This window comes from Microbacterium sp. NPDC088619 (assembly GCF_044752825.1).
Classification (GTDB): Bacteria; Actinomycetota; Actinomycetes; order Actinomycetales; family Microbacteriaceae; genus Microbacterium.
Genome location: NZ_JBIVLZ010000001.1, coordinates 378,398 through 404,915, shown reverse-complemented (window position 1 = coordinate 404,915; position 26,518 = coordinate 378,398). Strand labels below are relative to the sequence as shown.

The 26,518-nt window shown below is 67.6% G+C and carries 23 protein-coding genes; 11 read left to right on the top strand and 12 right to left on the bottom strand.

The features are described 5' to 3' along the window. Positions 1-5: 5 nt before the first annotated feature. Positions 6-1,244: an ammonium transporter gene (locus tag ACIP5T_RS02080; RefSeq protein WP_400860194.1), complete on the bottom strand. Its 1,239-nt coding sequence runs from the start codon at positions 1,242-1,244 to the stop codon at positions 6-8. A gap of 115 nt (positions 1,245-1,359) precedes the next feature. Continuing rightward, a complete protein-coding gene (zapE, locus tag ACIP5T_RS02075) occupies positions 1,360-2,409 on the bottom strand; it encodes a cell division protein ZapE (RefSeq protein WP_400860192.1) in 1,050 nt (349 codons plus the stop codon). Positions 2,410-2,555: 146 nt separating this feature from the next. On the opposite strand from zapE, the gene ACIP5T_RS02070 reads away from it, so the two are divergent. Continuing rightward, positions 2,556-3,449 carry a sulfurtransferase gene (locus ACIP5T_RS02070; RefSeq protein WP_400860190.1) on the top strand — a complete coding sequence of 298 codons (894 nt, stop codon included), beginning with the start codon at positions 2,556-2,558 and terminating at the stop codon, positions 3,447-3,449. Positions 3,450-3,468: 19 nt separating this feature from the next. Next, the gene (locus tag ACIP5T_RS02065) at positions 3,469-3,900 is read left to right on the top strand and encodes a SufE family protein (protein WP_400860188.1); all 432 of its coding nucleotides are present in this window, start codon (positions 3,469-3,471) and stop codon (positions 3,898-3,900) included. Here ACIP5T_RS02065 and ACIP5T_RS02060 read toward each other — a convergent pair. Beyond that, positions 3,884-5,038, bottom strand: coding sequence for an alpha/beta hydrolase family protein (locus ACIP5T_RS02060; protein ID WP_400860186.1), 1,155 nt, complete (start codon positions 5,036-5,038; stop codon positions 3,884-3,886). The two genes, ACIP5T_RS02065 and ACIP5T_RS02060, sit on opposite strands and share 17 nt — an antisense overlap. Before the next feature lie 25 nt (positions 5,039-5,063). Here ACIP5T_RS02060 and ACIP5T_RS02055 point away from each other — a divergent pair, with 25 nt between their 5' ends. From ACIP5T_RS02055 to ACIP5T_RS02040, 4 genes are all read left to right on the top strand, one after another. After that, positions 5,064-5,645: a DUF3000 domain-containing protein gene (locus ACIP5T_RS02055; protein WP_400860184.1), complete on the top strand. Its 582-nt coding sequence runs from the start codon at positions 5,064-5,066 to the stop codon at positions 5,643-5,645. Then, the gene (locus ACIP5T_RS02050; protein ID WP_400860183.1) at positions 5,638-6,831 is read left to right on the top strand and encodes a ribonuclease D; all 1,194 of its coding nucleotides are present in this window, start codon (positions 5,638-5,640) and stop codon (positions 6,829-6,831) included. The genes ACIP5T_RS02055 and ACIP5T_RS02050 overlap by 8 nt, the downstream gene beginning before the upstream one ends. A 73-nt stretch (positions 6,832-6,904) precedes the next feature. After that, complete coding sequence (locus ACIP5T_RS02045; protein ID WP_400860181.1) at positions 6,905-8,110, top strand: thiolase family protein; 1,206 nt, start codon at positions 6,905-6,907, stop codon at positions 8,108-8,110. A 5-nt stretch (positions 8,111-8,115) separates the two neighbouring features. After that, on the top strand, positions 8,116-10,275 hold the full coding sequence (locus ACIP5T_RS02040; RefSeq protein WP_400860180.1) for a 3-hydroxyacyl-CoA dehydrogenase NAD-binding domain-containing protein: 2,160 nt from the start codon (positions 8,116-8,118) through the stop codon (positions 10,273-10,275). A gap of 48 nt (positions 10,276-10,323) precedes the next feature. Here ACIP5T_RS02040 and ACIP5T_RS02035 read toward each other — a convergent pair whose 3' ends face one another. Genes ACIP5T_RS02035 through ACIP5T_RS02025 form a run of 3 tightly spaced genes read right to left on the bottom strand, consistent with a single transcriptional unit; the run spans position 10,324 to position 14,508 of the window. Then, a complete protein-coding gene (locus tag ACIP5T_RS02035; RefSeq protein WP_400860179.1) occupies positions 10,324-11,976 on the bottom strand; it encodes a GMC oxidoreductase in 1,653 nt (550 codons plus the stop codon). Then, positions 11,973-12,884 (bottom strand): YegS/Rv2252/BmrU family lipid kinase, encoded by a 912-nt coding sequence (locus tag ACIP5T_RS02030; protein WP_400860177.1) that lies wholly within the window; start codon positions 12,882-12,884, stop codon positions 11,973-11,975. The genes ACIP5T_RS02035 and ACIP5T_RS02030 overlap by 4 nt, the downstream gene beginning before the upstream one ends. Then, positions 12,877-14,508 (bottom strand): FAD-binding oxidoreductase, encoded by a 1,632-nt coding sequence (locus ACIP5T_RS02025; protein WP_400860176.1) that lies wholly within the window; start codon positions 14,506-14,508, stop codon positions 12,877-12,879. Before ACIP5T_RS02025 ends, ACIP5T_RS02030 begins: the two co-directional genes overlap by 8 nt. A gap of 35 nt (positions 14,509-14,543) precedes the next feature. Here ACIP5T_RS02025 and ACIP5T_RS02020 point away from each other — a divergent pair, with 35 nt between their 5' ends. The 3 genes from ACIP5T_RS02020 (at position 14,544) to ACIP5T_RS02010 (ending at position 17,417) form a co-directional block, all read left to right on the top strand. Continuing rightward, a complete protein-coding gene (locus ACIP5T_RS02020) occupies positions 14,544-15,137 on the top strand; it encodes a TetR/AcrR family transcriptional regulator (RefSeq protein WP_400860174.1) in 594 nt (197 codons plus the stop codon). Beyond that, positions 15,134-16,579, top strand: coding sequence for an FAD-dependent oxidoreductase (locus ACIP5T_RS02015; RefSeq protein ID WP_400860172.1), 1,446 nt, complete (start codon positions 15,134-15,136; stop codon positions 16,577-16,579). The genes ACIP5T_RS02020 and ACIP5T_RS02015 overlap by 4 nt, the downstream gene beginning before the upstream one ends. A 76-nt stretch (positions 16,580-16,655) precedes the next feature. Next, entirely contained in the window at positions 16,656-17,417 is a 762-nt protein-coding gene (locus tag ACIP5T_RS02010) for an SPFH domain-containing protein (protein ID WP_400860171.1), read from the top strand. Between the two features lie 58 nt (positions 17,418-17,475). Here ACIP5T_RS02010 and dxs read toward each other — a convergent pair whose 3' ends face one another. From dxs to dut, 5 genes are all read right to left on the bottom strand, one after another. Next, complete coding sequence (gene dxs, locus ACIP5T_RS02005; RefSeq protein ID WP_400860169.1) at positions 17,476-19,416, bottom strand: 1-deoxy-D-xylulose-5-phosphate synthase; 1,941 nt, start codon at positions 19,414-19,416, stop codon at positions 17,476-17,478. Positions 19,417-19,585: 169 nt separating this feature from the next. Then, the gene (locus ACIP5T_RS02000; RefSeq protein WP_400860167.1) at positions 19,586-22,423 is read right to left on the bottom strand and encodes an aconitate hydratase; all 2,838 of its coding nucleotides are present in this window, start codon (positions 22,421-22,423) and stop codon (positions 19,586-19,588) included. A gap of 153 nt (positions 22,424-22,576) precedes the next feature. Continuing rightward, a complete protein-coding gene (locus tag ACIP5T_RS01995) occupies positions 22,577-23,305 on the bottom strand; it encodes a DUF3159 domain-containing protein (protein ID WP_400860166.1) in 729 nt (242 codons plus the stop codon). Then, positions 23,302-23,889: a DUF3710 domain-containing protein gene (locus ACIP5T_RS01990; RefSeq protein ID WP_311257136.1), complete on the bottom strand. Its 588-nt coding sequence runs from the start codon at positions 23,887-23,889 to the stop codon at positions 23,302-23,304. Before ACIP5T_RS01990 ends, ACIP5T_RS01995 begins: the two co-directional genes overlap by 4 nt. Further along, positions 23,882-24,355, bottom strand: a complete 474-nt coding sequence (dut, locus tag ACIP5T_RS01985) for a dUTP diphosphatase (RefSeq protein WP_400860163.1) — start codon at positions 24,353-24,355, stop codon at positions 23,882-23,884. The genes ACIP5T_RS01990 and dut overlap by 8 nt, the downstream gene beginning before the upstream one ends. 12 nt (positions 24,356-24,367) lie before the next feature. Between dut and ACIP5T_RS01980 the strand changes: the two genes are divergently transcribed. Then, positions 24,368-24,832 (top strand): DUF3093 domain-containing protein, encoded by a 465-nt coding sequence (locus ACIP5T_RS01980; RefSeq protein WP_400860162.1) that lies wholly within the window; start codon positions 24,368-24,370, stop codon positions 24,830-24,832. Positions 24,833-24,987: 155 nt separating this feature from the next. Here the strand turns inward: ACIP5T_RS01980 and ACIP5T_RS01975 are convergent, their stop codons facing one another. Further along, positions 24,988-25,281 carry a DUF4193 domain-containing protein gene (locus ACIP5T_RS01975; RefSeq protein WP_042540214.1) on the bottom strand — a complete coding sequence of 98 codons (294 nt, stop codon included), beginning with the start codon at positions 25,279-25,281 and terminating at the stop codon, positions 24,988-24,990. Positions 25,282-25,477: 196 nt separating this feature from the next. On the opposite strand from ACIP5T_RS01975, the gene sepH reads away from it, so the two are divergent. Continuing rightward, the gene (sepH, locus tag ACIP5T_RS01970; RefSeq protein WP_400860159.1) at positions 25,478-26,518 is read left to right on the top strand and encodes a septation protein SepH; all 1,041 of its coding nucleotides are present in this window, start codon (positions 25,478-25,480) and stop codon (positions 26,516-26,518) included.

Genomic DNA, 26,518 nt, shown 5'->3' with positions numbered 1-26,518 from the left:
GCAGTTCAGGCGTCGGCCAGCGCGTATCCCTCTTCGCCGTGGACGACCTGGTCGACACCGGCGATCTCGTCTTCGCTGGTGACGCGGAAGCCGATCGTCTTCTCGATCGCGAAGCCGATGATGAAGGCGACGACGAAGGAGTAGATCAGGACACCGAGCGCGGCGATCACCTGGACAGCGAGCTGGCGACCGTCACCGCCGACGAACAGGCCGGTGCCGGTGGCGAAGAAGCCGAGGTAGAGAGTTCCGATGAGGCCACCGACGAGGTGGATGCCGACGACGTCGAGCGAGTCGTCGAAGCCGAGGCGGAACTTCAGCTCCACCGCCAGTGCGCAGACGATACCGGCGACGGCACCGAGGAGCAGCGACCAGCCCGGGGTCAGGTTGGCGCAGGCGGGCGTGATGGCGACGAGACCGGCGACGGCACCGGACGCTGCGCCCACCGACGTGGGCTTGCCGTCCTTGATCTTCTCGATGAGGATCCAGCCGAGGATCGCGGCCGCGGTTGCGCCGAGCGTGTTCAGACCGATGAGTCCGACGCCGCCCATGTCCTCTGCGAGCCACTCGGCACCGGCGTTGAAGCCGAACCAGCCGAACCACAGCAGCGCGGCACCGAGGAGGGTCAGCGGCACGTTGTGCGGCTTGAGGATGCCCTTCTGGAAGCCGATGCGCTTGCCGAGGACGATCGCGAGGGCCAGTGCTGCAGCGCCCGCGTTGATGTGCACAGCGGTACCACCGGCGTAGTCGATGACGCCGATGCCGCTGTCCTCACCGAACAGCGTGGTTCCGAGGTTCATGATCCACCCGCCGCCCCAGACCCATGCGGCGACCGGGAAGTATCCGACCGTGGCGAAGACGCCTGCGAAGATCAGCCAGCTGCCGAACTTCGCACGGTCGGCGATGGCGCCCGAGATCAGCGCGACGGTGATGATCGCGAAGGTCGCACCGTATGCGACTCCGAGAAGTGCGACGTTCGAGCCCTCACCGGAAGCGAGGCTGGAGAGGCCGATGTCGGCGAAGGGGTTGCCTGCGAAGGCGGTGGGGCTGTCGACGGCGCTCATCGAGAATCCGAAGAGGATCCACAGAACGGCGACGAGGCCGATCGAGCCGAAGCTCATCATCATCATGCTGACGACGCTCTTGGCCTTGACCAGACCGCCGTAGAAGAAGGCGACGCCGGGCGTCATGAGCAGTACTAGGGCGGTCGCGGTGATCGCCCAGGAGATGTTGCCTGGAGCATCCATAGTCAAACCTCACATTCGGGAAACTGAGAGCTTCAGTGTGACGAGGCCCGATTTCCGGTATGCGTGAAGTTTGTTGCGGTGGCGTTACAGAGACGACTCTCGTGTGAACATCGCGTTACGCGACACTGCGATCCGCGTGTGTAAGTGCATTGAGTCTGGAGATGGCACGCAGGTACTTCTTGCGGTATCCGCCGCTCAGCATCTCCTGCGCGAACACCTGATCGAGGCTCACACCGGTGGCGACGATGGGGATCTGCGCGTCATAGACACGGTCGACGAACGCGACGAAGCGCAGCGCCTCGGACTGATCGGTCAGAACCTGCACATCGCGCAGGCCCACGAGGTCGAGCCCGGCGATGATGCGGAGGTAGCGCGAGGGGTGCACGCGGGCGAGGTGACGGATCACATCTGCGAACGCGTCGTCGGATGCGGTTCCGCTGCCCGCACCCTCTTCGATCGCGCGACCGTAGACGTCGTCGTCGCTGACCACGGCGTGTCCGTCGAGTGCGCGCTGACGGAAGTCCACGCCGTCGATGCGGATCGTCTGGAAGCTGTCGGACATCGCATGGATCTCACGGAGGAAGTCCTGAGCCGCGAAGCGTCCTTCACCCAGCGCGTTCGGCGGCGTGTTCGAGGTCGCAGCGAGTCTGGTGCCGGTCGGCACGAGTTCGCCGATCAGGCGTGTCATCACCATGGTGTCGCCCGGGTCGTCGAGCTCGAACTCATCGATGCAGAGCAGGTCGGCGCCTTTGAGCAGGTCGACGGTGTTCTTGTATCCCAGTGCACCGACCAGAGCCGTGTACTCGATGAATGACCCGAAGTACTTCCTGCGCGCAGGCATCGCGTGATAGATCGACGCGAGCAGGTGCGTCTTGCCGACGCCGAACCCTCCGTCGAGATACACGCCCGGCTTCACCTCCGGTTCTTTCTTCGCCCGGCTGAAGAAGCCGCCCCGCTTCACTGGAGCGCCCTTCCCGGCGAAGCGGATCAGCGTCTCCTTGGCCTCCTCCTGCGAGGGGTACGCGTCATCAGCGCGATAGCTCTCGAACGTCGCGCCGTCGAACTGCGGCGGTGGAACGAGGCTTGCGAGCATCTCTGGGCCGGTCACGGTCGGCTGGCGATCGGTCAGGTGCACGATGCCCGTGCGGGTGGGCGTGTCGGTCATCACGGTCCTGTGTCGGGGGCGCACCTGTGTCGAAGTCTTACGAATCGGGTGCAGGGCGCACGGCGTGGATCTATCGTCGAAGTATCGGCTCCACATTACGCCGTCACCCCCTGCATCATCGCCGCTCACCGTCTGAGGAGATCCCTGTGGCCATCGAGTTCGACACCACTTCATCGAAGTTCGCCGAGTACGCCGAGCCCGGCCGGCTCGTCACCACCGAGTGGCTGGCTGCACGCCTCGGCACGCCCGGCCTGGTCGTGGTCGAATCCGACGAGGACGTGCTGCTCTACGAGACGGGTCACATCCCGGGCGCTGTGAAGGTCGACTGGCACACCGAGCTCAACGACCCGGTCGTTCGCGACTACGTCGACGGCGAGGGATTCGCCACACTCCTCAGCAGCAAGGGGATCTCCCGCGACGACACCGTCGTGATCTACGGCGACAAGAACAACTGGTGGGCGGCCTACGCGCTCTGGGTCTTCTCGCTGTTCGGTCACGAGGATGTGCGACTGCTCGATGGCGGGCGCGACCGCTGGATCGGCGAGGGTCGCGAGATCACCCGCGACGCGCCCCAGATCACTCCGACGGACTACCCCGTCGTGGAACGCGACGATTCGGCGATCCGGGCCTACAAGGAAGACGTCCTCGCCCACATCGGCAGCCCCCTGATCGACGTGCGCTCCCCTGAGGAATACAGCGGTGAGCGCACCACCGCGCCGGCGTACCCCGACGAGGGTGCTCTGCGCGCAGGACACATCCCCACGGCTCAGAGCGTGCCGTGGGCGAAGGCCGTCGCCGAGGACGGCGGCTTCCGGTCGCGCACGGAGCTCGACGCGATCTACCGCGACGGCGCCGGACTCGCAGACGGCGACGAGGTCGTGGCCTACTGCCGCATCGGTGAGCGATCCAGCCACACCTGGTTCGTGCTCAAGCACCTGCTCGGATTCGAGAACGTGCGCAACTACGACGGCTCCTGGACCGAGTGGGGCAGCGCGGTGCGCGTTCCGATCGTCACCGGATCGGAGCCCGGATCCCTCTGACCGTGGAAGGATGGCAGGGATGAGCATGAGCGAAGTTCCTGACACCCTCGCCGAGATCCGCGACGGATTCCTCGAGACCCCGGAGGCGGATCGCCTGCTGCTCCTGCTGGAGTATTCGGACGAACTGCCCGAGGTCTCCGAGGAGGTCGCGAACCACCCCGAGATGTGCGAGCGCGTCGCAGAATGCCAGTCCCCCGTCTACATCTATGTCGAGGTGAACGACGACGTGGTCACGATGCACGCGACGGCTCCGCCCGAGGCTCCGACCACGCGTGGCTTCGCCAGCATCCTCGTGCAGGGCATCACCGGTCTCACCGCCGACGAGGTCCTGGCGATCCCCGATGACTACCCGCAGTCGATCGGACTCACCAGAGCGGTGTCGCCGCTGCGGATCGGCGGGATGACGGGCATGCTCATGCGAGCCAAGAAGCAGGTCAGGCAGAAGCGCTGAATCCCCGGGCTGCGAGCCATCCGGTGATGGCGTCATTCCAGCCGATCTGGTCGTAGTTCCAGATCTTGGTGTGCCGCGCACCGGAGAACGCCGGCATGGTGACGAGATCAGGGCGGGCCTGCTGGAGCGCATGCGATGCGTCGGCCGGCACGAATCCGTCGTCGTCGCTGTGCAGGATGAGGATCGGCACCGTCAGCTCATGGGCTCGCGCCACCATGTCGAGGCTGTCGAACGGGATCGCGTTCTCCGCGCCGCTGAGCCGCGCGGTGAACGGAACGGACAGCGCGCTCATCGCCAGATCCGGCAGCGGCGCTCGCATGCCCGATTCCCTGGCCTGGAAGCGCAGCACGCTGCGCCAGTCGATCACGGGCGACTCGAGGATCAGTCCGGCGATGCGATCGCGGTTGCCCGAGTTGAGGGCGGTCTGCAGCGAGACGGCTCCCCCCATCGACCACCCCATCAGGATCACCCGTTCAGCACCATGGCGTAGGGCGAAAGAGACCGCTGCATCGACGTCGCGCCACTCGGCGGCCCCCAGCGCGTACGCACCGCTTCTGCTGCGCGGAGCCTCCCCGTCGTTCCGATAGGACACGACGAGATTCGGGAAGCCTGCGGCGTGCAGCACCGGAACTGCGCGAAGGCACTCGGCGCGGGTGACGCCGCGGCCGTGCACCTGGATGACCCACGTCGATGACTCGGCCGGGAAGAGCCACGCCGGGCAGGGGCCGGCGGGCGACCCGATGAGCACGTTCTGCCAAGGCAGATGCAGCTCGCTGGGTGTGGAGTAGTACCAGCCGCTGAACGCCGCGGTCCTGTCTACCCGGGCGCCGGGCTCGATCTGCGTGAGCAGCTTGCGCCGCACGGTCGTCGCGTCCGCGCTGAGCACAGCACCGAGCTTGACGTAGCCGTAGGTTCCCGACGTGAAGAGGCCGTACCGCCCCGGCAGCTCGGTATCTCGTGTCCGCGTGAGCTCGATCGTCTGCGCGCCGGTGTCCACGGCGAGGATCTCTGCATTCGCGGGGCGTGCGGCAGGCTTGACGACCCGGCGTGCGACGCTGAAGACGAGCAGGGCCAGCGCCGTCCCGAGAGCGAGCAGTGCAGGGACAAGGAGTGCAACGGCGTGCCTGAGACTCTTCATCGCTTCCTGACTCTAGCCTGTTGCCGTGACCGCACACCCCGATGCCGGGACGATCTTCGACGCCGCCGTGGCCGAACTGCGCGATATCGCCTTCCGCGCAGACATCACCATCCGCGAGATACCCACTCCGCAGGGCCTCGCCCCGCACGCCCTCGCGCTCGCCGCCGACGTCCGCCCGGACGACGACGGGGAGTCCGCGTACGGCACCGGACGCTTCGTGCTGCTGCATGATCCCGACAATCCGGCAGCGTGGGACGGCGATTGGCGGATAGTGATCTTCGCCCAGGCACCGCTCGAGACGGAGATCGGCACCGACCCTCTGCTCGCTGACGTCACGTGGTCGTGGCTCGTCGACGCGCTCGATTCGAGGGGCGCCGGATACCACTCCGCCTCCGGCACATCGACCAAGACCCTGTCGAAGGGCTTCGGGGGCCTCGCGGTCGAAGGCGACGGCGCACAGATAGAGTTGAGGGCGTCCTGGACACCCGAGGGCCCCTTCACACCCCATGTCGAGGCCTGGGTCGAACTGGTCGGGATGCTGGCGGGTCTTCCGCCTGGTTCCGAGGGCATCGCCGTTATCGGCGCGCGAAAGGCAGCACGTGACTGAATACTCCGTGATCTCCGACGTCTCGGAGTTCCATGCGGCATGCGCCGCACTGGCCGCAGGCACAGGTCCTGTCGCCGTCGACGTCGAGAGGGCATCCGGATTCCGCTATTCACAGCGGGCATATCTCGTGCAGGTGTTCCGTCGTGACGCCGGGGTCTTCCTCTTCGACCCTCCCGCGCTCGGCGACTTCAGCCCGCTGCAGGAGGCGATCGGCGACGTGCTCTGGGTGTTCCACGCCGCCAGCCAGGACCTCCCCTCGCTTCGCGAGCTCGATCTGCTGCCGCGGGGCATCTTCGACACCGAGCTCGCATCCCGTCTGCTGGGTCACGAACGTGTCGGTCTCGCCGCGGTCGTGGAGAACTCGCTCGGCATCACCCTCAAGAAGGAGCATTCCGCCGCGGACTGGTCGACCAGGCCGCTGCCCGCAGCCTGGCTCGAGTACGCTGCGCTCGATGTGCTGCACCTCATCGACGTCTACGAGGCGCTGGAGGCAGAGCTCGAAGAGCAGGGCAAGACCGAGTACGCGGCCGAGGAGTTCGCCGCCACGCTCACCCGGCTTCCCAAGCCTCCTCGGGAGGACCCCTGGCGTCGACTGAGCGGTCTCCACCAGGTGCGGGGTGCACGCAACCTGGCCGTCGCTCGATCGCTGTGGCAGGCCCGTGAGGCGTTCGCGCAGGATCAGGATGTCTCTCCTGGGCGTCTGGTGCCGGATCGCTCGCTGATCGCGGCCGTGCTCGCGAACCCGCAGAGCAAGCAGGCCCTCGCGGGAGTCAAGGAATTCCAAGGTCGGGCGAGCCGCACACAGCTCGATCGCTGGTGGCAGGCGATGATCGACGGACGTGCCACGGAGGAGCTCCCCCGTGAACGTGTTCCGAGCGACACGCTGCCGCCGCCGCGTGCATGGTCTGACCGCAATCCCGAGGCCGATGCTCGTCTGAAGGCTGCTCGACCCGTCGTCGAGGCCACGGCTGAAGAGCTCGGCATGCCCACGGAGAACCTCCTGACCCCCGATCACCTCCGTCGAGTGGCATGGGACGTGCCGGGAACCACGCCCGAAGCGATCGGCGAGGCGCTCGCCGCCCTCGGTGCCCGCCCCTGGCAGATTGCACAGACTGCACAGAAGATTGCCGACGCCTTTGTAGAAGCAGCGCAAACCCCCGACGAGGCCCCCTCAGACGCTTCGTAGGTTCGATCCAACCGATTCCTCCCCGTTTCCGGCCCTCCATAGACTGAGGCCACCGCACAAACTTGGAGGCAGAGTGGCCGAGATCTCGGACGTCTTCTTCGTCGATGGAGTGCGCACCCCCTTCGGGCGCGCCGGCGAAAAGGGCATGTACTGGAACACCCGCGCTGATGACCTCGCCGTCAAGGCGACCATCGGCCTCATGGAGCGGAACGCAGCCGTCCCGGCTGACCGCATCGACGACGTCGCCATCGCCGCGACCAGCCAGACCGGAGACCAGGGTCTGACCCTCGGCCGCTCCGTGGCGATCCTCGCGGGGCTTCCGCAGACGGTGCCGGGACTGGCGGTCGAGCGGATGTGCGCCGGCGCGATGACCAGTGTCACGACCATGGGCGCGTCGATCGGCGTCGGCATGTACGACTTCGCTCTCGCCGGCGGTGTCGAGCACATGGGCCACCACCCGATTGGCGCCAACGCCGATCCCAACCCGCGCTTCGTCGCCGAGCGCATGGTCGACCCCGGTGCTCTGAACATGGGCGTCACGGCCGAGCGCATCTTCGATCGCTTCCCGCACCTGACCAAGGAGCGCTCCGACCGGTTCGGGATGCTCAGCCAGCACAAGGTCCAGGCGGCGTACGACGCAGGGAAGATCCAGCCCGACCTGGTGTCCGTCGCGACCAAGGGCGCCGACGGCGCCTGGGGTCTCGCCACTGAAGACGAGGGCCGTCGTCCGCAGACCACGATGGAGGATCTCGCGGCTCTGAAGACGCCCTTCCGTCCGCACGGTCGTGTGACTGCTGGGACCTCGTCTCCGCTCACCGACGGCGCGACCATGTCGCTGCTCGCCGGAGGCGGAGCCGTGAAGGAGTTCGGTCTCGCACCGAAGATGCGCATGGTCTCCTTCGCCTTCGCCGGCGTGCAGCCCGAGATCATGGGCATCGGACCGATCCCCTCGACCGAGAAGGCACTGCAGAAGGCCGGCCTCACGATCGCCGACATCGGGCTGTTCGAGCTCAACGAGGCCTTCGCGATTCAGGTCATCTCCCTGCTCGATCACTTCGGCATCGCCGACGACGACCCCCGTGTCAACCAGTGGGGCGGCGCGATCGCACTCGGTCACCCGCTCGCGGCATCCGGCGTGCGCCTGATGATCCAGCTCGCGGCGCAGTTCGCCGAGCGACCCGACGTGCGCTACGGCCTGACGGCCATGTGTGTCGGACTCGGACAGGGCGGCTCCGTCATCTGGGAGAACCCGCACTACGACGGCAAGAAGAGGAAGTAAGCCCGATGGCCCACTCGATTTCCGAGCAGTACGCGAACGTCGACTTCTCCCCCATCCAGGCCCTCACCGACGGCGAGGTGATCACGCACTCTCCCGTGCGTGACATCCGTCTCGCCTCAGGCAAGGTGCTCGCACTGATCACTCTCGACAACGGACGCGACCACAACCGCCCGAACACCCTGGGACCTGCCACCCTCACCGCGCTCGGCGAGACACTCGACGCCCTCGCCGCGCGCGCTGCGGCCGGCGAGATCCAGGCGGTCGGCATCACCGGCAAACAGTACATCCTCGCCGCCGGTGCCGACCTCTCCGACATCAGCAAGGTCGGCTCGCGTGACAACGCCCGCCTGATCGCCCAGCTCGGTCACACGGTCCTCGGCAAGCTCGGTGAGCTCGGCGTCCCGTCGTTCGCCTTCGTGAACGGCCTCGCGCTCGGTGGCGGCCTGGAGATCGCGCTCAACTCCAGCTACCGCACGGTCGACGCCTCCGCCGCGGCTATCGCGCTGCCCGAGGTCTTCCTCGGCATCATCCCCGGCTGGGGTGGCGCTTACCTGCTCCCGAACCTGATCGGGATCGAGAACGCCCTCGAGGTCGTCATCTCGAACCCGCTCAAGCAGAACCGGATGCTGAAGCCGCAGCAGGCCTTCGATCTGGGGATCGTCGACGCGATCTTCCCCGCGGCGAACTACCTGGAGAACTCGCTGGCCTGGGCCGACGCCGTTCTCGGCGGCAGGAAGGTCGAGCGCAAGAACGAGCCGGGCAAGATCGAGCGACTCACCAAGTGGCCGATCGCCATCAAGATGGCTCGTGGCATGCTCGAGTCGAAGATCGGCACCGTTCCGAAGTCCCCGTATGCCGCGCTCGACCTGCTCGACAGGGCGAAGAGCGGAACGAAGGCCGAGGGTTTCGCTCGCGAGGACGAAGCTCTCGCAGAACTCGTGACGGGCGACCAGTTCGCGGCATCCATGTACGCCTTCGACCTCGTGCAGAAGCGTGCGAAGAGGCCCGTCGGCGCGCCGGACAAGACTCTCGCCAAGAAGGTCACCAAGGTCGGCATCATCGGCGCGGGGCTCATGGCGAGCCAGTTCGCGCTGCTGTTCGTGCGCAAACTGCAGGTGCCGGTGCTGATCACCGACCTCGACCAGGCGCGCGTCGACAAGGGCGTGGCCTACATCCACGAGGAGATCGGCAAGCTCGAGGGCAAGGGTCGCCTGGACGCGGACTCCGCGAACAAGCTGCGTGCGCTCGTCACCGGCACGACCGACAAGAGTCTGTACGCGGATTGCGACTTCGTCATCGAGGCCGTGTTCGAGGAGGTCGGCGTCAAGCAGCAGGTGTTCGGCGAGATCGAGAAGATCATCGCCGAGGACGCGATCCTGGCGACCAACACCTCGTCGCTCTCAGTCGAGGAGATCGGCGCGAAGCTCACTCACCCCGAGCGTCTCGTCGGCTTCCACTTCTTCAACCCGGTCGCGGTGATGCCGCTGATCGAGATAGTCAAGACGCCGACGACCTCGGAGCCGGCGCTGTCGACCGCCTTCGTCGTCGCGAAGAGTCTCGGCAAGAACGCGGTCCTCACCGCCGACGCGCCGGGCTTCGTGGTGAACCGTCTGCTGGCGAAGGTCATGGGCGAAGCCGCCCGCGCGGTGTACGAGGGCACTCCGATCACGGATGTCGAGAAGGCCTTCGCGCCTCTCGGTCTGCCGATGGGACCCTTCCAGCTGATCGATCTGGTCGGATGGAAGGTCGCCGCCCACGTGCAGGACACGATGGCGCACGCGTTCCCGGAACGCTTCTACGCGAACGAGAACTTCCACGCTCTCGCGGAGCTCGACGCGGTCATCGAGAAGGACAAGGGCGGACGCGTGACCGGCTGGACGAAGCAGGCCGAGAAGCTGCTGAAGCCCGCCGTCGGCAAGACACCGGCCTCGGCGGAGACGATCCTGCAGCGCGTGCAGGACGGTCTCGCGAGCGAGATCAAGCTCATGCTCGACGAGGGGGTCGTGCCCGAGGTCGAGGACATCGACCTGTGCCTCATCCTCGGCGCCGGCTGGCCGTTCATCGACGGTGGGGCCTCGCCCTACCTCGACCGAGAGGGCGCCTCGCAGCGGGCGTTCGGCGGCGATTTCCACACCCCGCAGATCCGCGGCATCGAGAACCGCTGATCCGAGGGATCGAAGGGGGTCGCGTTCTCGCGGCCCCCTTCTTCGCGTCTACTGCGGAGGACGTGAGTCAGGCTCGCCCACGCGCGGCCAGTACGACATGGCCCGCTCAGCGAGCGCGGCGATCGTCAGCGAGGGGTTCACCCCGGGGTTCGCCGGCACTGCGGCGCCGTCGACGATGTGCAGCCCCGGATGACCCCACACTCGATGGTAGAGATCGACCACGCCGGTCTCGGAGCTGGACGAGATCACCGCACCTCCGAGGAAGTGTGCGGTCAGCGGGATGCCGAACACCTCGGGCCAGGATCCTCGCGCCGCGGCCGGGATGCCGCCCTCTTCCTCGACGCGCGCCGCGATCGCCGCGGCCGCACGATGTGCCTGTGGCAGATGACTGGGGTTCGGTGCACCGTGCCCCTGGGCGCTGGTCATGACCAGCCGCCCGAGCCGCCGCCGCAGCGACAGCGAGAGGGAGTTGTCGACGGTCTGCATCACCAGCGCGATGATGCCGCGTTCGCTCCAGCGACGAAGCGACCCCAGGCGCAGCTGACGGATCGGCGCACGCAGGAACTGCCCCAGCAGGCTCGCCAGCCGACGTCCGAGTCCGCGGTCGCCGGGTACCATGATCGACGCGAGCGCTCCCATGAGGTTCGATCCCGGCCCGTATCGCACATTCTCGACATGCGTGTTCGCATCGATGTGGAAGGACGTCGTGATCGCGATTCCGCGCGCGAGTTCGAGAGACGGGGGAACCTCGACGGCGACGGCGCCGTCGAGAGCCTCCGAGTTCGTTCTGGTGAGGAGGCCGACAGCCTCGGACACGTGAGGAAGCGCCCCGGCGTGTTTCATCCGGTGCAGCAGCTGCTGCGTGCCCCAGGTGCCCGCCGCGAGCACCACCTGGTGCGCGCGGACCGTGCGCAGCTCTCGTCGGAACCATGCTCCGCTCCGCTCCGTCGTCACGGCGAAGCCACCGCCGGGGAGTGCACGCACCTCGGTCACGGTGCGCATCGCCTCGATGACGACGCCACGCCTCTCGGCCAGGGCGAGATAGTTCTTCATCAGTGTGTTCTTCGCACCGACACGGCATCCGACCATGCAGTTTCCGCAGAGCGTGCAGCCTGTGCGGTCCGGCCCCTCCCCGCCGAAGAAAGGGTCGGGCGTGCGTTCGGCGGGCTTTCCGAACCACACGCCGACCGGTGCATGGCGGAACGTGCTGCCCACGCCGAGGTCGTCGGCCGCGCCTGCCATGATGCGCTCGACCGGGCCGGTGTGCGGATAGCGTTCGACGACTCCGAGCATGCGCTTCGCCGTCGCATAGTGCGGAGCGAGCTCGGTCTCCCAGTCGGCGAGAGCACTCCACTGCGGGTCGTCGAAGAACGCGCCGCTGGGTTGATACAGCGTGTTGGCGTAGTTGAGAGACCCCCCGCCGACCCCTGCTCCCGCGAGGATCATCACGTGCGGCAGTCGATGGATGCGCTGGATGCCGAAGCAGCCGAGCTTCGGTGCCCAGAGATAGCGTCGGACGTTCCAATTGGTCTTCGGGAAGTCCTCGTCCTCGAAGCGACGACCTGCCTCGTACACGCGGACGCGATATCCCTTCTCCACCAGTCGCAGTGCGGCCACCGAACCACCGAAGCCCGAGCCGATGACGACGACCTCCTCGTCGAAGGCGAGGTCGCGCTGCGGCTCTCGTGACGTGTCGTTCATGACTGCCGCCCCGGAGCAGCGGGCACGAGGATCGTCAGAGCCGACCGGCGGATTCCGATGGTGCACTCGTTCTCGGCGATCCGCTCTCCGTCGGCGTAGACGACGAGTCCTGGGGCGCTCACCGTCACGGAGCGCGCCTGGCGCCGGGTCACCTCAGGTCTCGAGAGATGCACTCCGCGCAGCAGCAGAGGGAACAGGCGCAGCAGTCGGAGCCGTGTCAGCGGAGCGACCTGCACGATGTCCAGCAATCCGTCATCTGCGGCGGCTCCGGCGCACAGGGGCATACCTCCTCCGTAGCTCTCGGTGTTGCCCACCGCGACGAGCGTTCCCGGGGTGCGGACGGGCGGCTCGCCGTCGACGGAGACCGTGAACTCCATCGGGCGAAGACGCACGAGCTCCACGACCAGCGCGAGGTAGTAGCGCAGCACACCGTGCGGCCAGCGCAGCCTGTTGGTTCGATCGCTGACCTTCGCATCGAATCCGAGAGCGGCGATCGTCAGGAAGGGGTCGATCCGGCCCGCGGCGCGGACCTCGCCGACGTCGATCGCGCGCGGCACGCCGGTCAGGGCGAGCTCGGCTGCGGCGACCGGGTCGCGGCGGGGCAGGCCCAGAGCTCTCGCGAGGTCGTTGCCGGTGCCTGCAGGCACAAGGACGACGGGGATGCCGGCCGCGCACACTGGGTCGAGGATGCCGGACAACGTGCCGTCACCTCCGACGATGACGAGCATCCGAGGACTCTCCAGGAGCGCCCGTGCCACCAGAATCCGGCTGGATGCAGCCGACTCTCCCGTGTAGACCCGAAGATCCACGCCCCGCGCGCGCAGATGCGCGAGTGCGGCCTCGGTCTCTCGAGCGCCGCGCCCCTTGCCGGCGAAGGGATTCGACAGCACCGCGACGTGCTCAGCCACGTCGGCCCGCCCGATCTGACGTGATGACTGCGCCCGGGTTGAGGATCCACGTCGGATCGAGCTCCCGTTTGATGGCCGCCAGGATCCGCACCCCCGTCTCGCCGATCTCCTGTTCGAGCCATGGGGCATGATCGCGACCGACGGCGTGGTGATGGCTGATGGTGCCACCCGCCGAGATGATCGAATCGTTCACCTGTCGCTTGATCCCCGCCCACGCCTCCAGGGGGTCGGACCGGAGGTTCGCGAGCACGGTGAAGTACAGCGATGCGCCGGTGGGATAGACGTGCGAGACGTGGCACATGACGTACGATCTGGCACCGGCCTCCGCGAATCCACGGCGGAGAGTGGCCGTGATCTCCGTTCTGAGGTGCTTCAGGTTCGACCAGGTCGTGGCGGTCTCCAGTGTCTCGCAGAACACCCCCGCATCCAGCAGGGAATCACGCAGGTAGGGACCGTCGAATCGACCGTCGAGCCATCCCTCCGCAGCGCCCTCTCCGGACGACACTCCGCCCGCCGCCGTCAGGATCTCGGAGGTGCGTGCTCGACGCTCGGCGATGCCGTCGCCCTCGTACACGGTGACGATGCTCGCACCTGTCGTGAGTGCCTTCCCGATCCGGCCCACCTGAGCGAGGCTGACAGCGGTCTCTGCCTCGTCGGAGAGACGGATGACGGTGGGGCCCCCGCCGTTCTGGGTCACCAGTCGCAGTCCGTCGACGCCCTGCGGGAAGTCGGGGAATCTCCACGCCTCGAGGATGCGCTCTCGCGGCACCGGATGGACTCGCACCCGCACCTCGGTGATCACCCCGAAGATGCCCTCCGACCCGAGGAACACCCTGATGAGATCGGGCCCGGCTGCGGAACCCGGTGACCGGCCGAGCTCGATGTCACCTGTCGGGGTCGCGACTCTGAGCCCGGTGACCATGGAGTCGAATCGTCCGTGACCGGCGGAGTTCTGCCCGGAGGAGCGCGCCGCGGCGAATCCGCCGATGGTGGCGTAGCGGAAGCTCTGCGGATAATGGCCGAGTTCGAAGCCCTGTGCGGCCAGCAGCGCCTCGGCGTCGGGCCCCGTGGTGCCGGCTGCGATGCACGCCTCGCGGCTCACCTCATCGAGGCGGATGAGGCCGGAGAGGCGCCGCAGATCCAGGCTGATCACCCCGCGGTGCGCGCCGCGCTCGGGGTCGAGAGCGCCCACCACGCTCGTGCCGCCGCCGAACGGTATGACCGCGATCCCTCGCCCGGCGCACGCGCGGAGCACGTCCACGACCTCGGCGTGACTCCCCGGCAGCACGACGGCGTCCGGGGACGCCTGCTCGCACCTTCGCCGTCTGAGCAGGTCAGGTGTCGAGCGCCCACCCGCATGGCGGATCCGAGACTCGTCCGCAGTCTCGACGTGCTCCGCTCCGACGATCGACCCGAGCTCCTGCAGATCGTCCTCCTGAAGCGACGACGGCTCGAGCCGCACCTCGGCGAGATCCACCGCCGCTGCGGGCTTCCGCACGCGTCCGAGCAGCAACGGCAGGAGCATCCGCACCGCCCGCGGCAGATCCGATGCCCGGGCAGGTTCACCCCAGCCGTTCCACCGCATCTCCGACCGCACGGCGACCCTGCCGTTCTCTCCACTCATGCGTTACAGTGTGACAGATCATGGAAGAACGTCAAGTGACCGTCCCTATCGAGGCCGGCCGACAGCCCGACTGGGATCCCACCCAGTCGCGCATCCTCGATGCGGCCGATGCGCTGATCGGACGCCGGGGTGTGCGCGGCGTGACGATCGCGGAGCTCGCTCGGCGTGCCGGTCACAGCCGTCCCACGATCTACCGCAGCTGGAGCGATGCCGATGATGTCGTACGCGCAGCTCTACTCCGCAGGGTCGCGAGGATCCTCGAGCAGTTCCCCGCGCATGCGACCACCCGACACGAGTTGGTCGACGATGTTCTCCGCTTCTCCGCGCTCTTCCGCGCCGACGCGGTGTACGGGCAGCTTCTCGCTGAGGAACCGGAGGCATTCACCCGGTACACGTTGCAGCGGGTGGGATCGAGTCAGCGACTGATCCTGGGCTGGCTGGCCACGGCTGTCGGCACGGCACAGCGTGGCGGCTCTGTGCGCGCAGGAGCTCCTGACGAGATCGCGGTCATGCTGCTGCTCATCGCCCAATCGGCGGTGCTCTCGCACGGAACGGTCTCTGAGCTCTTCTCAGAGAATGCCTGGGAGCGCGAGCTGAGGGCCGCGCTCGATGGGCTGCTCAGGCCATGACCGCTCACTCCCCCGATCTCAACGCAGCGCGTCGGGCCGCCGAGCTCCTTCGGGCCGGGGAGGAGACGGTCGACATCCTCGTGATCGGCGGAGGCATCACAGGCGCGGGCGTCGCACTCGACGCCGCAGCACGGGGCCTGAGCGTCACGCTTCTCGAGGCTGAAGACCTCGCGTTCGGCACCAGCCGGTTCAGCTCCAAGCTCGTGCACGGTGGACTTCGCTACCTGGCGACGGGAGACGTGGCCACCGCGAAGGAGAGCGCCGTCGAGCGCCACCTGCTGATGACACGGATCGCGCCGCACCTGATCCGTCCGCTCGGGCAGCTTCTGCCTTTCGCGACCGGGGTGACGGCGCGCCAGCGTACAGCCGGGTCGATCGGGATGGCTATGGGAGACCTGCTCCGCATGCGAGCACGCACACCGAGCCGGATTCTGCCGCCGCCCCGCCTGGTCTCGGCTCGAACGGCTCAGCGCCTCGTTCCCGCACTCTCGCACACCGGATTACGGGGCGGGATGCTGTCGTACGACGGGCAGCTCGTCGACGATGCCCGCCTCGTCGTCACTGTCGCCAGGACAGCGGCGAGTCGCGGTGCTCGCATCCTCACACGGGTACGGGCGCTCGAACTGCGCAGTGATGGCGCGACAGCGCAGGACGTGCTGACGGAGGAGCGCCTGGAGATCCGTGCGCGGGCGGTCGTCAATGCCACCGGTGTCTGGGCCGGGAGCCTCGATGAGTCGATCACGGTGCGTCCCAGCCGTGGAACCCACATCGTGCTCGATGCCGCCGATCTCGGCGATCCCTCGACGGCGCTGACGATCCCCCACGAGGGCTCGATCAGCCGCTACGTGTTCGCGCTGCCTCAGCAGCACGGACGGGTGATAGTCGGGCTCACCGACGAGGATGCTCCCGGACCCGTGCCGCGCGTGCCGGCGGCCACGGAGGGCGAGATCGCGTTCCTGCTCGCCACCCTCAACCGAGTGCTCGCGGCGCCGATCAGTCGGGGTCAGGTGCGGGGCTCCTTCGCAGGGCTGCGCCCGCTCGTCGACACGGGCGCCCTCTCGACGGCGGACATCTCGCGGCGTCACCTCGTCACCGTCTCCCAGAAGGGTTTCATCAGCGTCCTCGGTGGCAAGTTGACCACCTACCGGCGCATGGCAGAGGATGCAGTCGACCTTGCAGTGCACACCGCCGGACTCGACGCGGGCGCCGGCAGCACGGCCTCCCTGCGGCTCACGGACACTGCCAGCCCGGGTGAGGACACCGCGCCCGGTGAGCGCCTGTCGCGCGCCACCATCGAGTTCGCGGTCCGTGCCGAGGGCGCACTCACCGCCGACGACGTGCTCGATCGACGCACTCGCGTCGGACTCGTCGATGAGGACCGAGAGCGCCAGCGGTCACGCGTCGAATCCGTCGTCGCCGAGACCCTCTCCGCGCTCTTCTGACGACGCCGCGACCGTCGCGATCCGCGCGCACCGTATCCACCTCGCGGCAGGCGGGGTAACGCGTGCGGAACAGCGCATGAACACCTCCGCCTCCGCGTCGAAGATGGTGATCCGCGTGCGCTGGAGGAGGCACAGTGGTGGCATGGACATGCTCCTCTCGATGCTGGGTGGCAAGGGAATGTCGGGCCTCTTCAAGACCGGCACGGCGATCCTCACGATTCTGCTGGTCGTGCCGGCGCTGTTGAAGATCTTCATCGTCACGGTCGACGAGGGGTGGGCGGCGATCCGCACTCGCAACGGCAAGCCGATCATCCGGAACCGCCCGCAGCGTCGTCCCACGTCGCGCGGCGGAGCGGTCGGTGAGGTCGTCGTGCTCGACCCGGGATCGCACGGCGCATTCCCGCTCTTCTACTGGTACCGGCTCATCGATGTGCGGTGCCGGGCCACCGATCTGCCCGCGCGGGAGATGACCGGGGCCAACGGGCACCAGCACCGTGTGCATGCATCCTTCGAATGGCGTCCGATCCCGACCGGGCGAGATCTGCGGGTCTTCGAACTCGACGTCGTCAACGTCAAAGAACGCGCCTCGAACATCGTCGGCGCGGCGCTGCGCGACGTCATCCGCGGGCTCGACGGCGCGGACCTGCCGCACAACGACGAGATCAACACCCGCGTGATCGCAGCCAGTGCCGACGAGGTGCGCCGCGCGTGCGGAGTCGAACTCGTGCGCGTCATGGTCACCGGCGATGCGCTGACCGACGGCTACCTGCTCTCGACCGCGCTCCGTGACTCTGATCGCGGAGCTCAGGCCGTCGCCGCCCTCCACGCCTTGAACTGATCCGTCGGGTGCTCTGCAACCCCGCGGTCGCGTGCCGACGTGCGACCTATGAAGCCGCTCAGCGCCGCTCGTGGAGCGGCACGTCGACCGTCCCGTTCGCGCCCGCGTCGCGAGCGACAGGGATACGTGTTCCGAGCACCTGAGAGACGACGTCCTGCGCGATCTTCGACGCGGTGAGGCCTGCGTCGGCGAGGATCTGGTCCCTCGACGCATGATCGATGAACTCGTCCGGCAGCCCGAGCTCGTCGACGGCCGTGTCGATGCCCGCTTCGCGAAGCACCTGACGCACGCGAGTGCCGATGCCGCCGACGCGGATGCCGTCCTCGATGGTGATCACGAGTCGATGCCGCGCGGCCATGCTCACGATCGAGGGCTGCACGGGGATCGCCCATCGCGGGTCGATCACGGTCGCGCCTATGCCCTGCGCTCGGAGCCGCTCGGCGACATCCATCGCGAGAGCCGCGAACGGGCCGATGGCCACCAGGAGGACGTCCTCGGACTCTCCTCTCGCCAGCACGTCCACACCATCGTGCAGGCGCTCGATCGCGGGCAGCTCGGGTGCGACGTCACCCTTGGGGAATCGGATGACCGTGGGAGCGTCGTCCACGAGGACTGCCTCGTCGAGAGCCTCCGTGAGGCGCGCCCCGTCTCGAGGCGCGGCGATGCGGATGTGCGGGACGATCTGCAGCATCGCAAGATCCCACATCCCGTGGTGGCTGGGTCCGTCCGGCCCGGTGACGCCCGCGCGATCGAGAACGAAGGTCACGCCCGCGCGATGCAATGCGACGTCCATGAGGACCTGGTCGAACGCGCGTCCCATGAACGTCGCGTACAGGGCCACGACGGGGTGCAGCCCGCCGAACGCGAGACCCGCGGCGGAGGCCACAGCATGCTGCTCGGCGATCCCCACGTCGTACACCCGGTCGGGGAACCGCTCGGCGAACGGAGCGAGTCCCGTGGGACGCAGCATCGCCGCCGTCATCGCGATGACGTCATCGCGACGCTCGCCGACCGAGACCAGGGCGTCGGAGAAGACGTCGGTCCAGCCGGTGCCGCTCGAGGAGAGCGTCTCGCCGGTGGTCGGATCGATGCGCCCGACAGCATGGAACTGGTCGGCCTCATCATCCCGGGCGGGCTGGTATCCGCGCCCCTTCTCCGTGATCGCATGCACGATCACCGGAGCGCCATAGGACTTCGCGAGCTCGAGTGTCTCGAGGAGTGCCGGCAGGTCGTGCCCGTCGACCGGACCGAGGTACTTGATGTCGAGGTTGGAGTACAGCGCCTCGTTGTTCGTGAAGCGCGACAGGAATCCGTGCGTGCCCCCACGCACGCCTCTGAAGACCGCGCGGCCGACGGGGCCGAACGCCCGGAAGAGCCGATCCGACTTGTGGTGCAGCTCCTTGTAGGCCGCGGCGGTGCGCACCCGGTTCAGGTACCGGGACATCCCGCCGATGGTCGGAGCGTAGGAGCGTCCGTTGTCGTTGACCACGATCACGAGGTTCCGGTCGTTGTCATCGGAGATGTTGTTGAGGGCCTCCCACGTCATACCACCCGTGAGGGCGCCGTCGCCGACCACCGCGACCACGTGACGATCGCCGCGACCGGTCGCGGTCAGCGCACGGGAAACCCCGTCGGCCCAGCTGAGGGAGCTCGAGGCGTGGGAGGACTCGACCACGTCGTGCGCGCTCTCGCCGCGCTGGGGATAGCCCGCGAGGCCGCCGCGGACGCGGAGAGACGAGAAGTCCTGTCGGCCCGTGAGCAGCTTGTGCACATAGGACTGGTGGCCGGTGTCGAAGATGAACGGGTCATCGGGCGAGGAGAAGGTCCGATGCAGGGCGATCGTCAGTTCGACCACACCGAGGTTCGGCCCCAGGTGTCCACCGGTGCGAGACACGTTCTCGACGAGGAACTCGCGGACCTCGCCGGCGAGTTCGATGAGCTGCTCCGCAGACAAGGAGTCGAGATCACGGGGTCCTGAGATGCTCGGAAGAATGGGCATCTGCACCTCCTCATAGGCACCATTGGCGGCATCCGATTCCGGTTCGAAGCCTGATCGATCCTACCGCGACCACCCGGGAAAGCTCGGAGAACGCCTCGCCCCTTGACACCGCCCGTGCACACGCGAAAGGGCCCGGTTCCGAAGAACCGGGCCCCTGATGTCGCTGTGATCAGACCAGCGAGCGCAGCACGTACTGCAGGATTCCGCCGTTGCGGTAGTAGTCCGCCTCGCCGGGGGTGTCGATCCGGACGACGGCGTCGAACTCTACGACCTGCTTGCCCTCGGGTGAGTCCTCGGTCGGCGTCGCGGTCACCCGCACCGTCTTCGGCGTCACACCGTTGTTGAGCTCTTCCAGACCCGAGATCGAGACGACCTCGGTGCCGTCGAGACCCAGCGACTCCCAGCTCTCCCCGGCGGGGAACTGCAGCGGGACGACGCCCATGCCGATGAGGTTCGAGCGGTGGATGCGCTCGAAGCTCTCGGTGATGACGGCCTTGACGCCCAGCAGGCTCGTGCCCTTGGCCGCCCAGTCTCGCGACGAGCCGGAGCCGTACTCCTTGCCACCGAAGATGACGAGGGGCGTGCCCTGCTCCTGGTAGTTCATGCTCGCGTCGTAGATGTACGACTGCGGTCCGCCGGGCTTCGTGAAGTCACGGGTGAAGCCACCCTCGACGACCTGGCCGTCGTTGACGGCCGAGACCATGACGTTCTTCAGGCGGATGTTCGCGAAGGTTCCGCGGATCATGACCTCGTGGTTGCCGCGACGCGATCCGAAGGAGTTGAAGTCCTTGCGATCGACGCCGTGCTCGGTGAGGTACTGCGCCGCGGGCGTGCCCGGCTTGATGTTGCCGGCGGGCGAGATGTGGTCGGTGGTGACCGAATCACCCAGGGTCGCCATGACCCGCGCGCCCTCGATGTCGCGCACCGGGGTGAGCTCCATCGTCATGCCGTCGAAGTACGGCGCCTTGCGCACGTACGTCGAGTTCTCGTCCCACTGGAAGATGTCGTCGTCCGGCGTGGGCAGGCTGCGCCAGCGCTCGTCGCCGTCGAAGACGGTCGAGTACTGCTTGATGAACTGCTCACGGGAGATCGACGAGTCGACGAGCTCCTGGACCTCGGCCGGGGTGGGCCAGATGTCCCTCAGGAAGACGTCTTCGCCGTCGGTTCCCTTGCCCAGCGCGTCGTTCTCGAAGTCGAAGTGCATCGATCCGGCGAGTGCGTAGGCGATCACCAGCGGCGGGCTGGCGAGGTAGTTCATCTTGACATCGGGGCTGATGCGTCCCTCGAAGTTGCGGTTTCCGGAGAGAACTGCGGTCACGGCGAGGTCGTGATCGTTGATGGCCGCAGAGACCTCCTCGATCAGCGGACCGGAGTTGCCGATGCAGATGGTGCAGCCGTAGCCGACGGTGTAGAAGCCGAGACCTTCGAGGTCCTTGTCGAGGCCGGACTTCTCGTAGTAGTCGGTGACGACCTTGGAACCCGGGCCGAGCGTGGTCTTGACCCACGGCTTCTGCTTGAGCCCCTTCTCGAGCGCCTTGCGGGCCACCAGACCCGCGGCGATCATCACCGACGGGTTCGAGGTGTTCGTGCACGAGGTGATCGCGGCGAGGGTGACCGCACCGTTGTCGAGGATGTACTTCTCGCCCGAGGGGGTCGTGACCGGCACGGGCTTCGACGCGTTCGCCGGAGCACCGCTGTTGATGTGCACGGGGCGAGTCGTGGTCGGCTCTTCCTCACCGGGGACCGAACCGGGGTCGGATGCCGGGAAGGAGTGCTTCGACTCGAGATCGACGAGCGAGTCCGACGTCGACGCCGAGGCGTAGGCGAGGATGTCCTGCTCGAACTGCGACTTGGCCTCGGACAGGAGAATGCGGTCCTGCGGGCGCTTCGGGCCGGCGATCGACGGCACCACGGTGCCGAGGTCGAGCTCGAGGTACTCGCTGAAGACGGGCTCCTGCGAGGCGTCGTGCCAGAGCTTCTGCTCCTTGGCGTAGGCCTCGACCAGAGCGACGGCCTCTTCGCTGCGGCCGGTGAGGCGCAGGTAGTCGAGGGTGACGTCGTCGATCGGGAAGATCGCCGCGGTCGAACCGAACTCGGGCGACATGTTGCCGATGGTGGCGCGGTTCGCGAGCGGCACGGATGCGACGCCCTCGCCGTAGAACTCCACGAACTTGCCGACGACGCCGTGCTTGCGCAGCAGGTCGGTGATCGTGAGCACGACATCGGTCGCCGTGACACCGGCCGGGATCTCGCCCGAGAGCTTGAAGCCGACGACGCGCGGGATGAGCATCGACACGGGCTGACCCAGCATCGCGGCCTCTGCCTCGATGCCGCCGACACCCCACCCGAGCACGCCCAGACCGTTCACCATGGTGGTGTGCGAGTCGGTGCCGACGCAGGTGTCGGGGTATGCGCGCAGCACGCCGTCGACGTCGCGGTCGTAGATGACCTTGGCCAGGTGCTCGATGTTCACCTGGTGCACGATGCCGGTCCCCGGGGGAACGACCTTGAAGTCGCTGAAGGCCGTCTGGCCCCAGCGCAGGAACTGGTAGCGCTCGCCGTTCCGCTCGTACTCGATCTCGACGTTGCGCTCGAGAGCGTTCTCCGAGCCGAAGAGGTCGGCGATCACCGAGTGGTCGATGACCATCTCGGCGGGCGAGAGCGGGTTGATCTTGTTCGCATCGCCGCCGAGCGCCGTCACGGCCTCGCGCATGGTGGCGAGGTCGACGATGCACGGGACGCCGGTGAAGTCCTGCATGACCACACGGGCCGGCGTGAACTGGATCTCGGTGCTCGGGTCTGCCGCAGCATCCCAGGAGCCCAGGGCTTCGATCTGCGCCTTCGTCACGTTCGCGCCGTCCTCGGTGCGAAGCAGGTTCTCGAGGAGGACCTTGAGACTGAAAGGGAGCTTGTCGAAACCGGGCACCGTGTCGATGCGGAAGATCTCGTAGTCGGTGCTGCCGACCGTCAGGGTGCTCTTGGCACCGAAGCTGTTCACCGTGGACACGATTCCGTCTCCTTCTATTCGGATGGGAGCGACAGGCGCCTCCATCTTGCTCGCCAGCGAGCCCCTGCGGCTAGCAAGGCAGACCTAACCAGTCTGCTCTGCTCGACCTCCGGGCGAAAGCCTGCAATTTATCTTGATGTCAAGATAAATCTATCACGACCGCGTCGCCGTGTCGGCATCACGGTCGCGCGGATACAGCGCGCGCACGACGAGCCAGGTGACGGCGATCAGCGGGGCGAACAGCGGCAGACCCATGATGAGCTTCAGCGTGCCCAGAGCCGTGACATCCCCGGCCAGGTACAGCGGCAGCTGCACCGCGAGGCGGGCGAAGAACAACGCAGCCCAGGCGATGCCGAGCCACAGGAAGGCGCGGCGCTTGCGACGGTCGCTCCTCCAGGCGGTGCCCTCTCCCATCAGGAAGCCGACCGCGAGGCCGATCAGCGACCAGCCGATCAGGGCCGAGACGAGCATGCCGGTGCCGTAGACGGCGTTGGTGATCAGGCCGGGGACGAAGTTGTCCTCGCCCCGTCCCGTCCACAGCGCGAGTGCTGCGGCTGCCGCCGCAGCCACGAGGCCGCCGATGGCAGCCGAGGGCGGGGACTTCTGGAGCAGCCTGACGACGGTGAACACCGCCGCGAGTCCGACCGACACTCCCAGAGGCAGGATCAGGGGTTCCGGTCGGAGCGTGAACAGGATCACGAACGCGAGGCTGGGCAGCACCGATTCGAGGATGCCGCGCCACCCGCCCATCGCAGACCACACGACCTTGTGCGTCGCGTCGCTCTGCGCAGGGTCGAGGCCCGCGCGGCGAGCAGCGCCGCCGAGCGCGGCCCCGACGATGTCGGATGCGCTCTGCTCGGGGTCGGGGGCCGGCGTGGTCACGCGGAGCCGGGAGTCGCGGGCATCTTCAGCGGGATCAGGTCTCGCGGAGGCATCGGAGCACCACCGCGGACCACGACGATCGACCGGAAGAGATCCTCGACCTTGGCAGCGGCCTCGAGGTCGGACGCCGCTGCTCCGCCGATGACGCCGCGGAGGAACCACCGAGGACCGTCGATGCCGATGAACCGGGCGAGCCGCAGCTCGGAACCCTCATTCGCAGCCGCAGGGACCTCGGCGAGAAGCTCCTTACCGAGCGGGCCCTCGCGCTCCTCGACCCGCCCGCCCTGGGTGCGGACCTGATCACGCAGCTGCACGCGGGTCTCGTCCCACAGCCCGCCGGATCGGGGCGCAGCGAACGGCTGCACCTGAAGAGAGGAGTCGGCGTAGTCGAGGCCGACGGCGACGATGCGCTTGGACTGCTCCTCGACCTCGAGGCGGAGGTTCAGCCCCTCCCGCGGCAGGATCTTGATGCCGCCGAGGTCGATGTACGGTCGCACCGGGTTCGCCTCGGAGTCGTCGAAGGGGCCCTGCGTAGCCCGGTCACCCGGTGCCGACTTCGAAGGAGTCGCGTTGTTGTCAGTCATTGATCTGTCCTGCCGAAGATGAATGGAGTCCTGCCTGGTAGCCGGTCGAGCCGAAGCCGCCCTCGCCGCGGAGGCTGTCCGGCAGCTCCTCTACCGGGATGAAGGTGGCACGCGTCACGGGCATCACGATCAGCTGCGCGATGCGATCGCCGACGGCGACATCGTACGCCGTGTGAATGTCGGTGTTGATCAGACTCACCTTGATCTCGCCGCGATACCCGGCGTCCACCGTCCCCGGCGAGTTCACGATCGAGATCCCGTGCTTGGCCGCGAGACCGCTGCGGGGCACGACGAACGCCGCGTACCCCTCCGGCAGCGCGATGCGCACGCCGGTCGCGACGAGCGCCCGCTCCCCCGGGGCCAGATGAACGGCCTCGGCCGCCACCAGATCGGCTCCGGCATCCCCGGGGTGGGCGTAGCCGGGCACCACAGAGGCGATAATGGGGACATCAACGGATTCAGTCACCCCCCGAGGCTAATGCAGAACATCGATCCTGACACGCGGACCCGCTACCGCGAGAGACTGTCCCCCAGCCTGTGGCTGCTGGTGACGGTCGCTCTTGCGGGCCCCATGGTGGCGCTCATCTTCGTGCCCATCGGCTCGACCGTCGCCCTGATCGTCGGAGCCGCGGTCTCCGCGGTGCTGGTCGTCGCCTTCATCGCCCTCGCCCCGGTCGTGTCGGTCGATGGCGACGTGCTTCGCGCCGGTCGAGCGCACATCGAGGTCCGGCATCTCGGCAGGCCCCGAGCGCTGAGCGCCGAAGAGGCACGCCAGGCGCGAGGCCCCGGACTGCCGGCGCGAGGCTGGCACCTCATCCGCGGCGGGGTCGACGGCATCGTCGTCGTTCCGAACGAGGACTCCGACGATCCGGTGGACACCTGGACGATCTCGACGCGCACTCCCGATCGGCTGGCCGCGGCGATCACCGCAGCCCAGCGCTGACGATCGCGCCCGTCTCGCACTCACTCGCCCCGCGGCATCCGCTCTGTGCGCGATCTCGAACGACGGTTGCAGAGACGGGATGGATCAGCCCCGGAAAGACGACGCGCCCCTGACCGTGAGGTCGGGGGCGCGTGAGATCTTGTTCTCTGGTGCGCTCAGGCAGCGCACTCCTTGCAGATGGGGCCGGAAGCGCCCTCGTGATCGAGCTGCGAACGGTGCTTCACGAGGAAGCAGTTCATGCAGGTGAACTCGTCCTGCTGCGCGGGCAGCACGACGACATCGAGTTCGAGATCGGAAAGATCGGCTCCAGGAAGGTCGAAGCTGGACGGGTTGTCCGCGTCTTCGTCTCCTGACGAGCCGGAGAGCTTGTCCGGCACACGCTCCTTGAGGGCTTCGATCGACTCGGAGTCGTCTTCACTCTTGCGGGGGGCGTCGTAGTCGGTTGCCATGTGGTGAATCTCCACTTTCATGCGAGTGGGTGGTGCGCCGTCGGGGTAATCGGCGGCCATAGTTTGCATGACCGCGGAGGAATAAGCAAATGCCCGCGGCTGCGACAGACCAAACTCACGGCACGCCCAGAGTATTCCCGGCTCCGAGCGGCCCCGCGTGACACCATGAACGCACACCCATCAGAGGGGCATTCGCATGGAAAACGTCACCATCGTCGGCACAGAAGCAGGACTGCTCGTACTCGCGACCGAGTCGGGCGAGCGGTTCGCGCTGCCCATCGACGACGTCCTGCACCGTGAGATCCGGCGCGCGACCCGGCAGAGCGAGCCGACGGCTCAGCGGCTCGCCGCGAGCCCTCGCGACATCCAGGCCCAGATCCGCGCCGGCCTGACGGCACCCGAGGTGGCGGCGCTCCTCGGCATCGGCGTCGATGACGTCATCCGCTTCGAAGGACCCGTTCTCGCCGAGCGCGAGCACGTCATCGGCCAGGCTCTCGCCGTGCCCGTCCTGATCGGCAGCGACGTCGAGCCCGATGCTCAGCCCACCTTCGGCACCGCGATCCGCGCCAAGCTGTCGGAGGTCGAGGCATCAGCCGAGCGCTGGGCGAGCTGGAAGGACGAGAGCGGCTGGATCATCAAGCTCGAGTTCACCGCCAACGAGGTCGAGCACGACGCCCGCTGGAGCTTCGATCCTCGCCGCAGCGCACTGGCGCCCCTCAACGCCGACGCCACCCAGCTGTCGCGCCAGGGCTCGCTGCCCGACGGTCTCATCCCTCGTCTGCGCGCCGTCGAAGCCGAACGGCAGGCATCGCCCTACAAGGACGACAGCCGCTTCGACTCCGGCGCTTTCGGACCTCGTCTGCTGCCCGCACCCGAGGCTGACGTCGACGACAGCATCGCGCCGGAGCGCTCGACAGCCGCCGTGCAGGATGCAGCCATCAAACGCGCCCCGGAATCAGCGACGACGAGCCCCGAGACCGCCGATCTGCTCGAGGCGCTGCGACGCCGACGCGGTCAGCGCGAGACCGCGCCGATCCTCGACCACACAGACGACAGCGACACGGACCAGAACCCGATCGCTCTGTTCGACGCCTTCGAGAACGTCCAGCCCCACGAGGACGACGAGCCGGAGGTCGCCCCCGAGCCGTCGAACGAGGGCGGCAACGGACGCCGCAAGCGCCGCAACGCGATGCCGTCGTGGGACGAGATCGTGTTCGGAGCACGCACCGACGAATAG

Excerpts from the sequence above, each read along its gene's own strand:
- ACIP5T_RS02080 (WP_400860194.1), bottom strand. The coding sequence starts at position 1,244 with ATGGATGCTCCAGGCAACATCTCCTGGGCGATCACCGCGACCGCCCTA.
- zapE (WP_400860192.1), bottom strand. The coding sequence starts at position 2,409 with ATGACCGACACGCCCACCCGCACGGGCATCGTGCACCTGACCGATCGC.
- ACIP5T_RS02065 (WP_400860188.1), top strand. The coding sequence starts at position 3,469 with ATGAGCATGAGCGAAGTTCCTGACACCCTCGCCGAGATCCGCGACGGA.
- ACIP5T_RS02060 (WP_400860186.1), bottom strand. The coding sequence starts at position 5,038 with ATGAAGAGTCTCAGGCACGCCGTTGCACTCCTTGTCCCTGCACTGCTC.
- ACIP5T_RS02040 (WP_400860180.1), top strand. The coding sequence starts at position 8,116 with ATGGCCCACTCGATTTCCGAGCAGTACGCGAACGTCGACTTCTCCCCC.
- ACIP5T_RS02035 (WP_400860179.1), bottom strand. The coding sequence starts at position 11,976 with ATGAACGACACGTCACGAGAGCCGCAGCGCGACCTCGCCTTCGACGAG.
- ACIP5T_RS02025 (WP_400860176.1), bottom strand. The coding sequence starts at position 14,508 with ATGAGTGGAGAGAACGGCAGGGTCGCCGTGCGGTCGGAGATGCGGTGG.
- ACIP5T_RS02015 (WP_400860172.1), top strand. The coding sequence starts at position 15,134 with ATGACCGCTCACTCCCCCGATCTCAACGCAGCGCGTCGGGCCGCCGAG.
- ACIP5T_RS02010 (WP_400860171.1), top strand. The coding sequence starts at position 16,656 with ATGAACACCTCCGCCTCCGCGTCGAAGATGGTGATCCGCGTGCGCTGG.
- dxs (WP_400860169.1), bottom strand. The coding sequence starts at position 19,416 with ATGCCCATTCTTCCGAGCATCTCAGGACCCCGTGATCTCGACTCCTTG.
- ACIP5T_RS01990 (WP_311257136.1), bottom strand. The coding sequence starts at position 23,889 with ATGACTGACAACAACGCGACTCCTTCGAAGTCGGCACCGGGTGACCGG.
- ACIP5T_RS01980 (WP_400860162.1), top strand. The coding sequence starts at position 24,368 with ATGCAGAACATCGATCCTGACACGCGGACCCGCTACCGCGAGAGACTG.
- ACIP5T_RS01975 (WP_042540214.1), bottom strand. The coding sequence starts at position 25,281 with ATGGCAACCGACTACGACGCCCCCCGCAAGAGTGAAGACGACTCCGAG.
- sepH (WP_400860159.1), top strand. The coding sequence starts at position 25,478 with ATGGAAAACGTCACCATCGTCGGCACAGAAGCAGGACTGCTCGTACTC.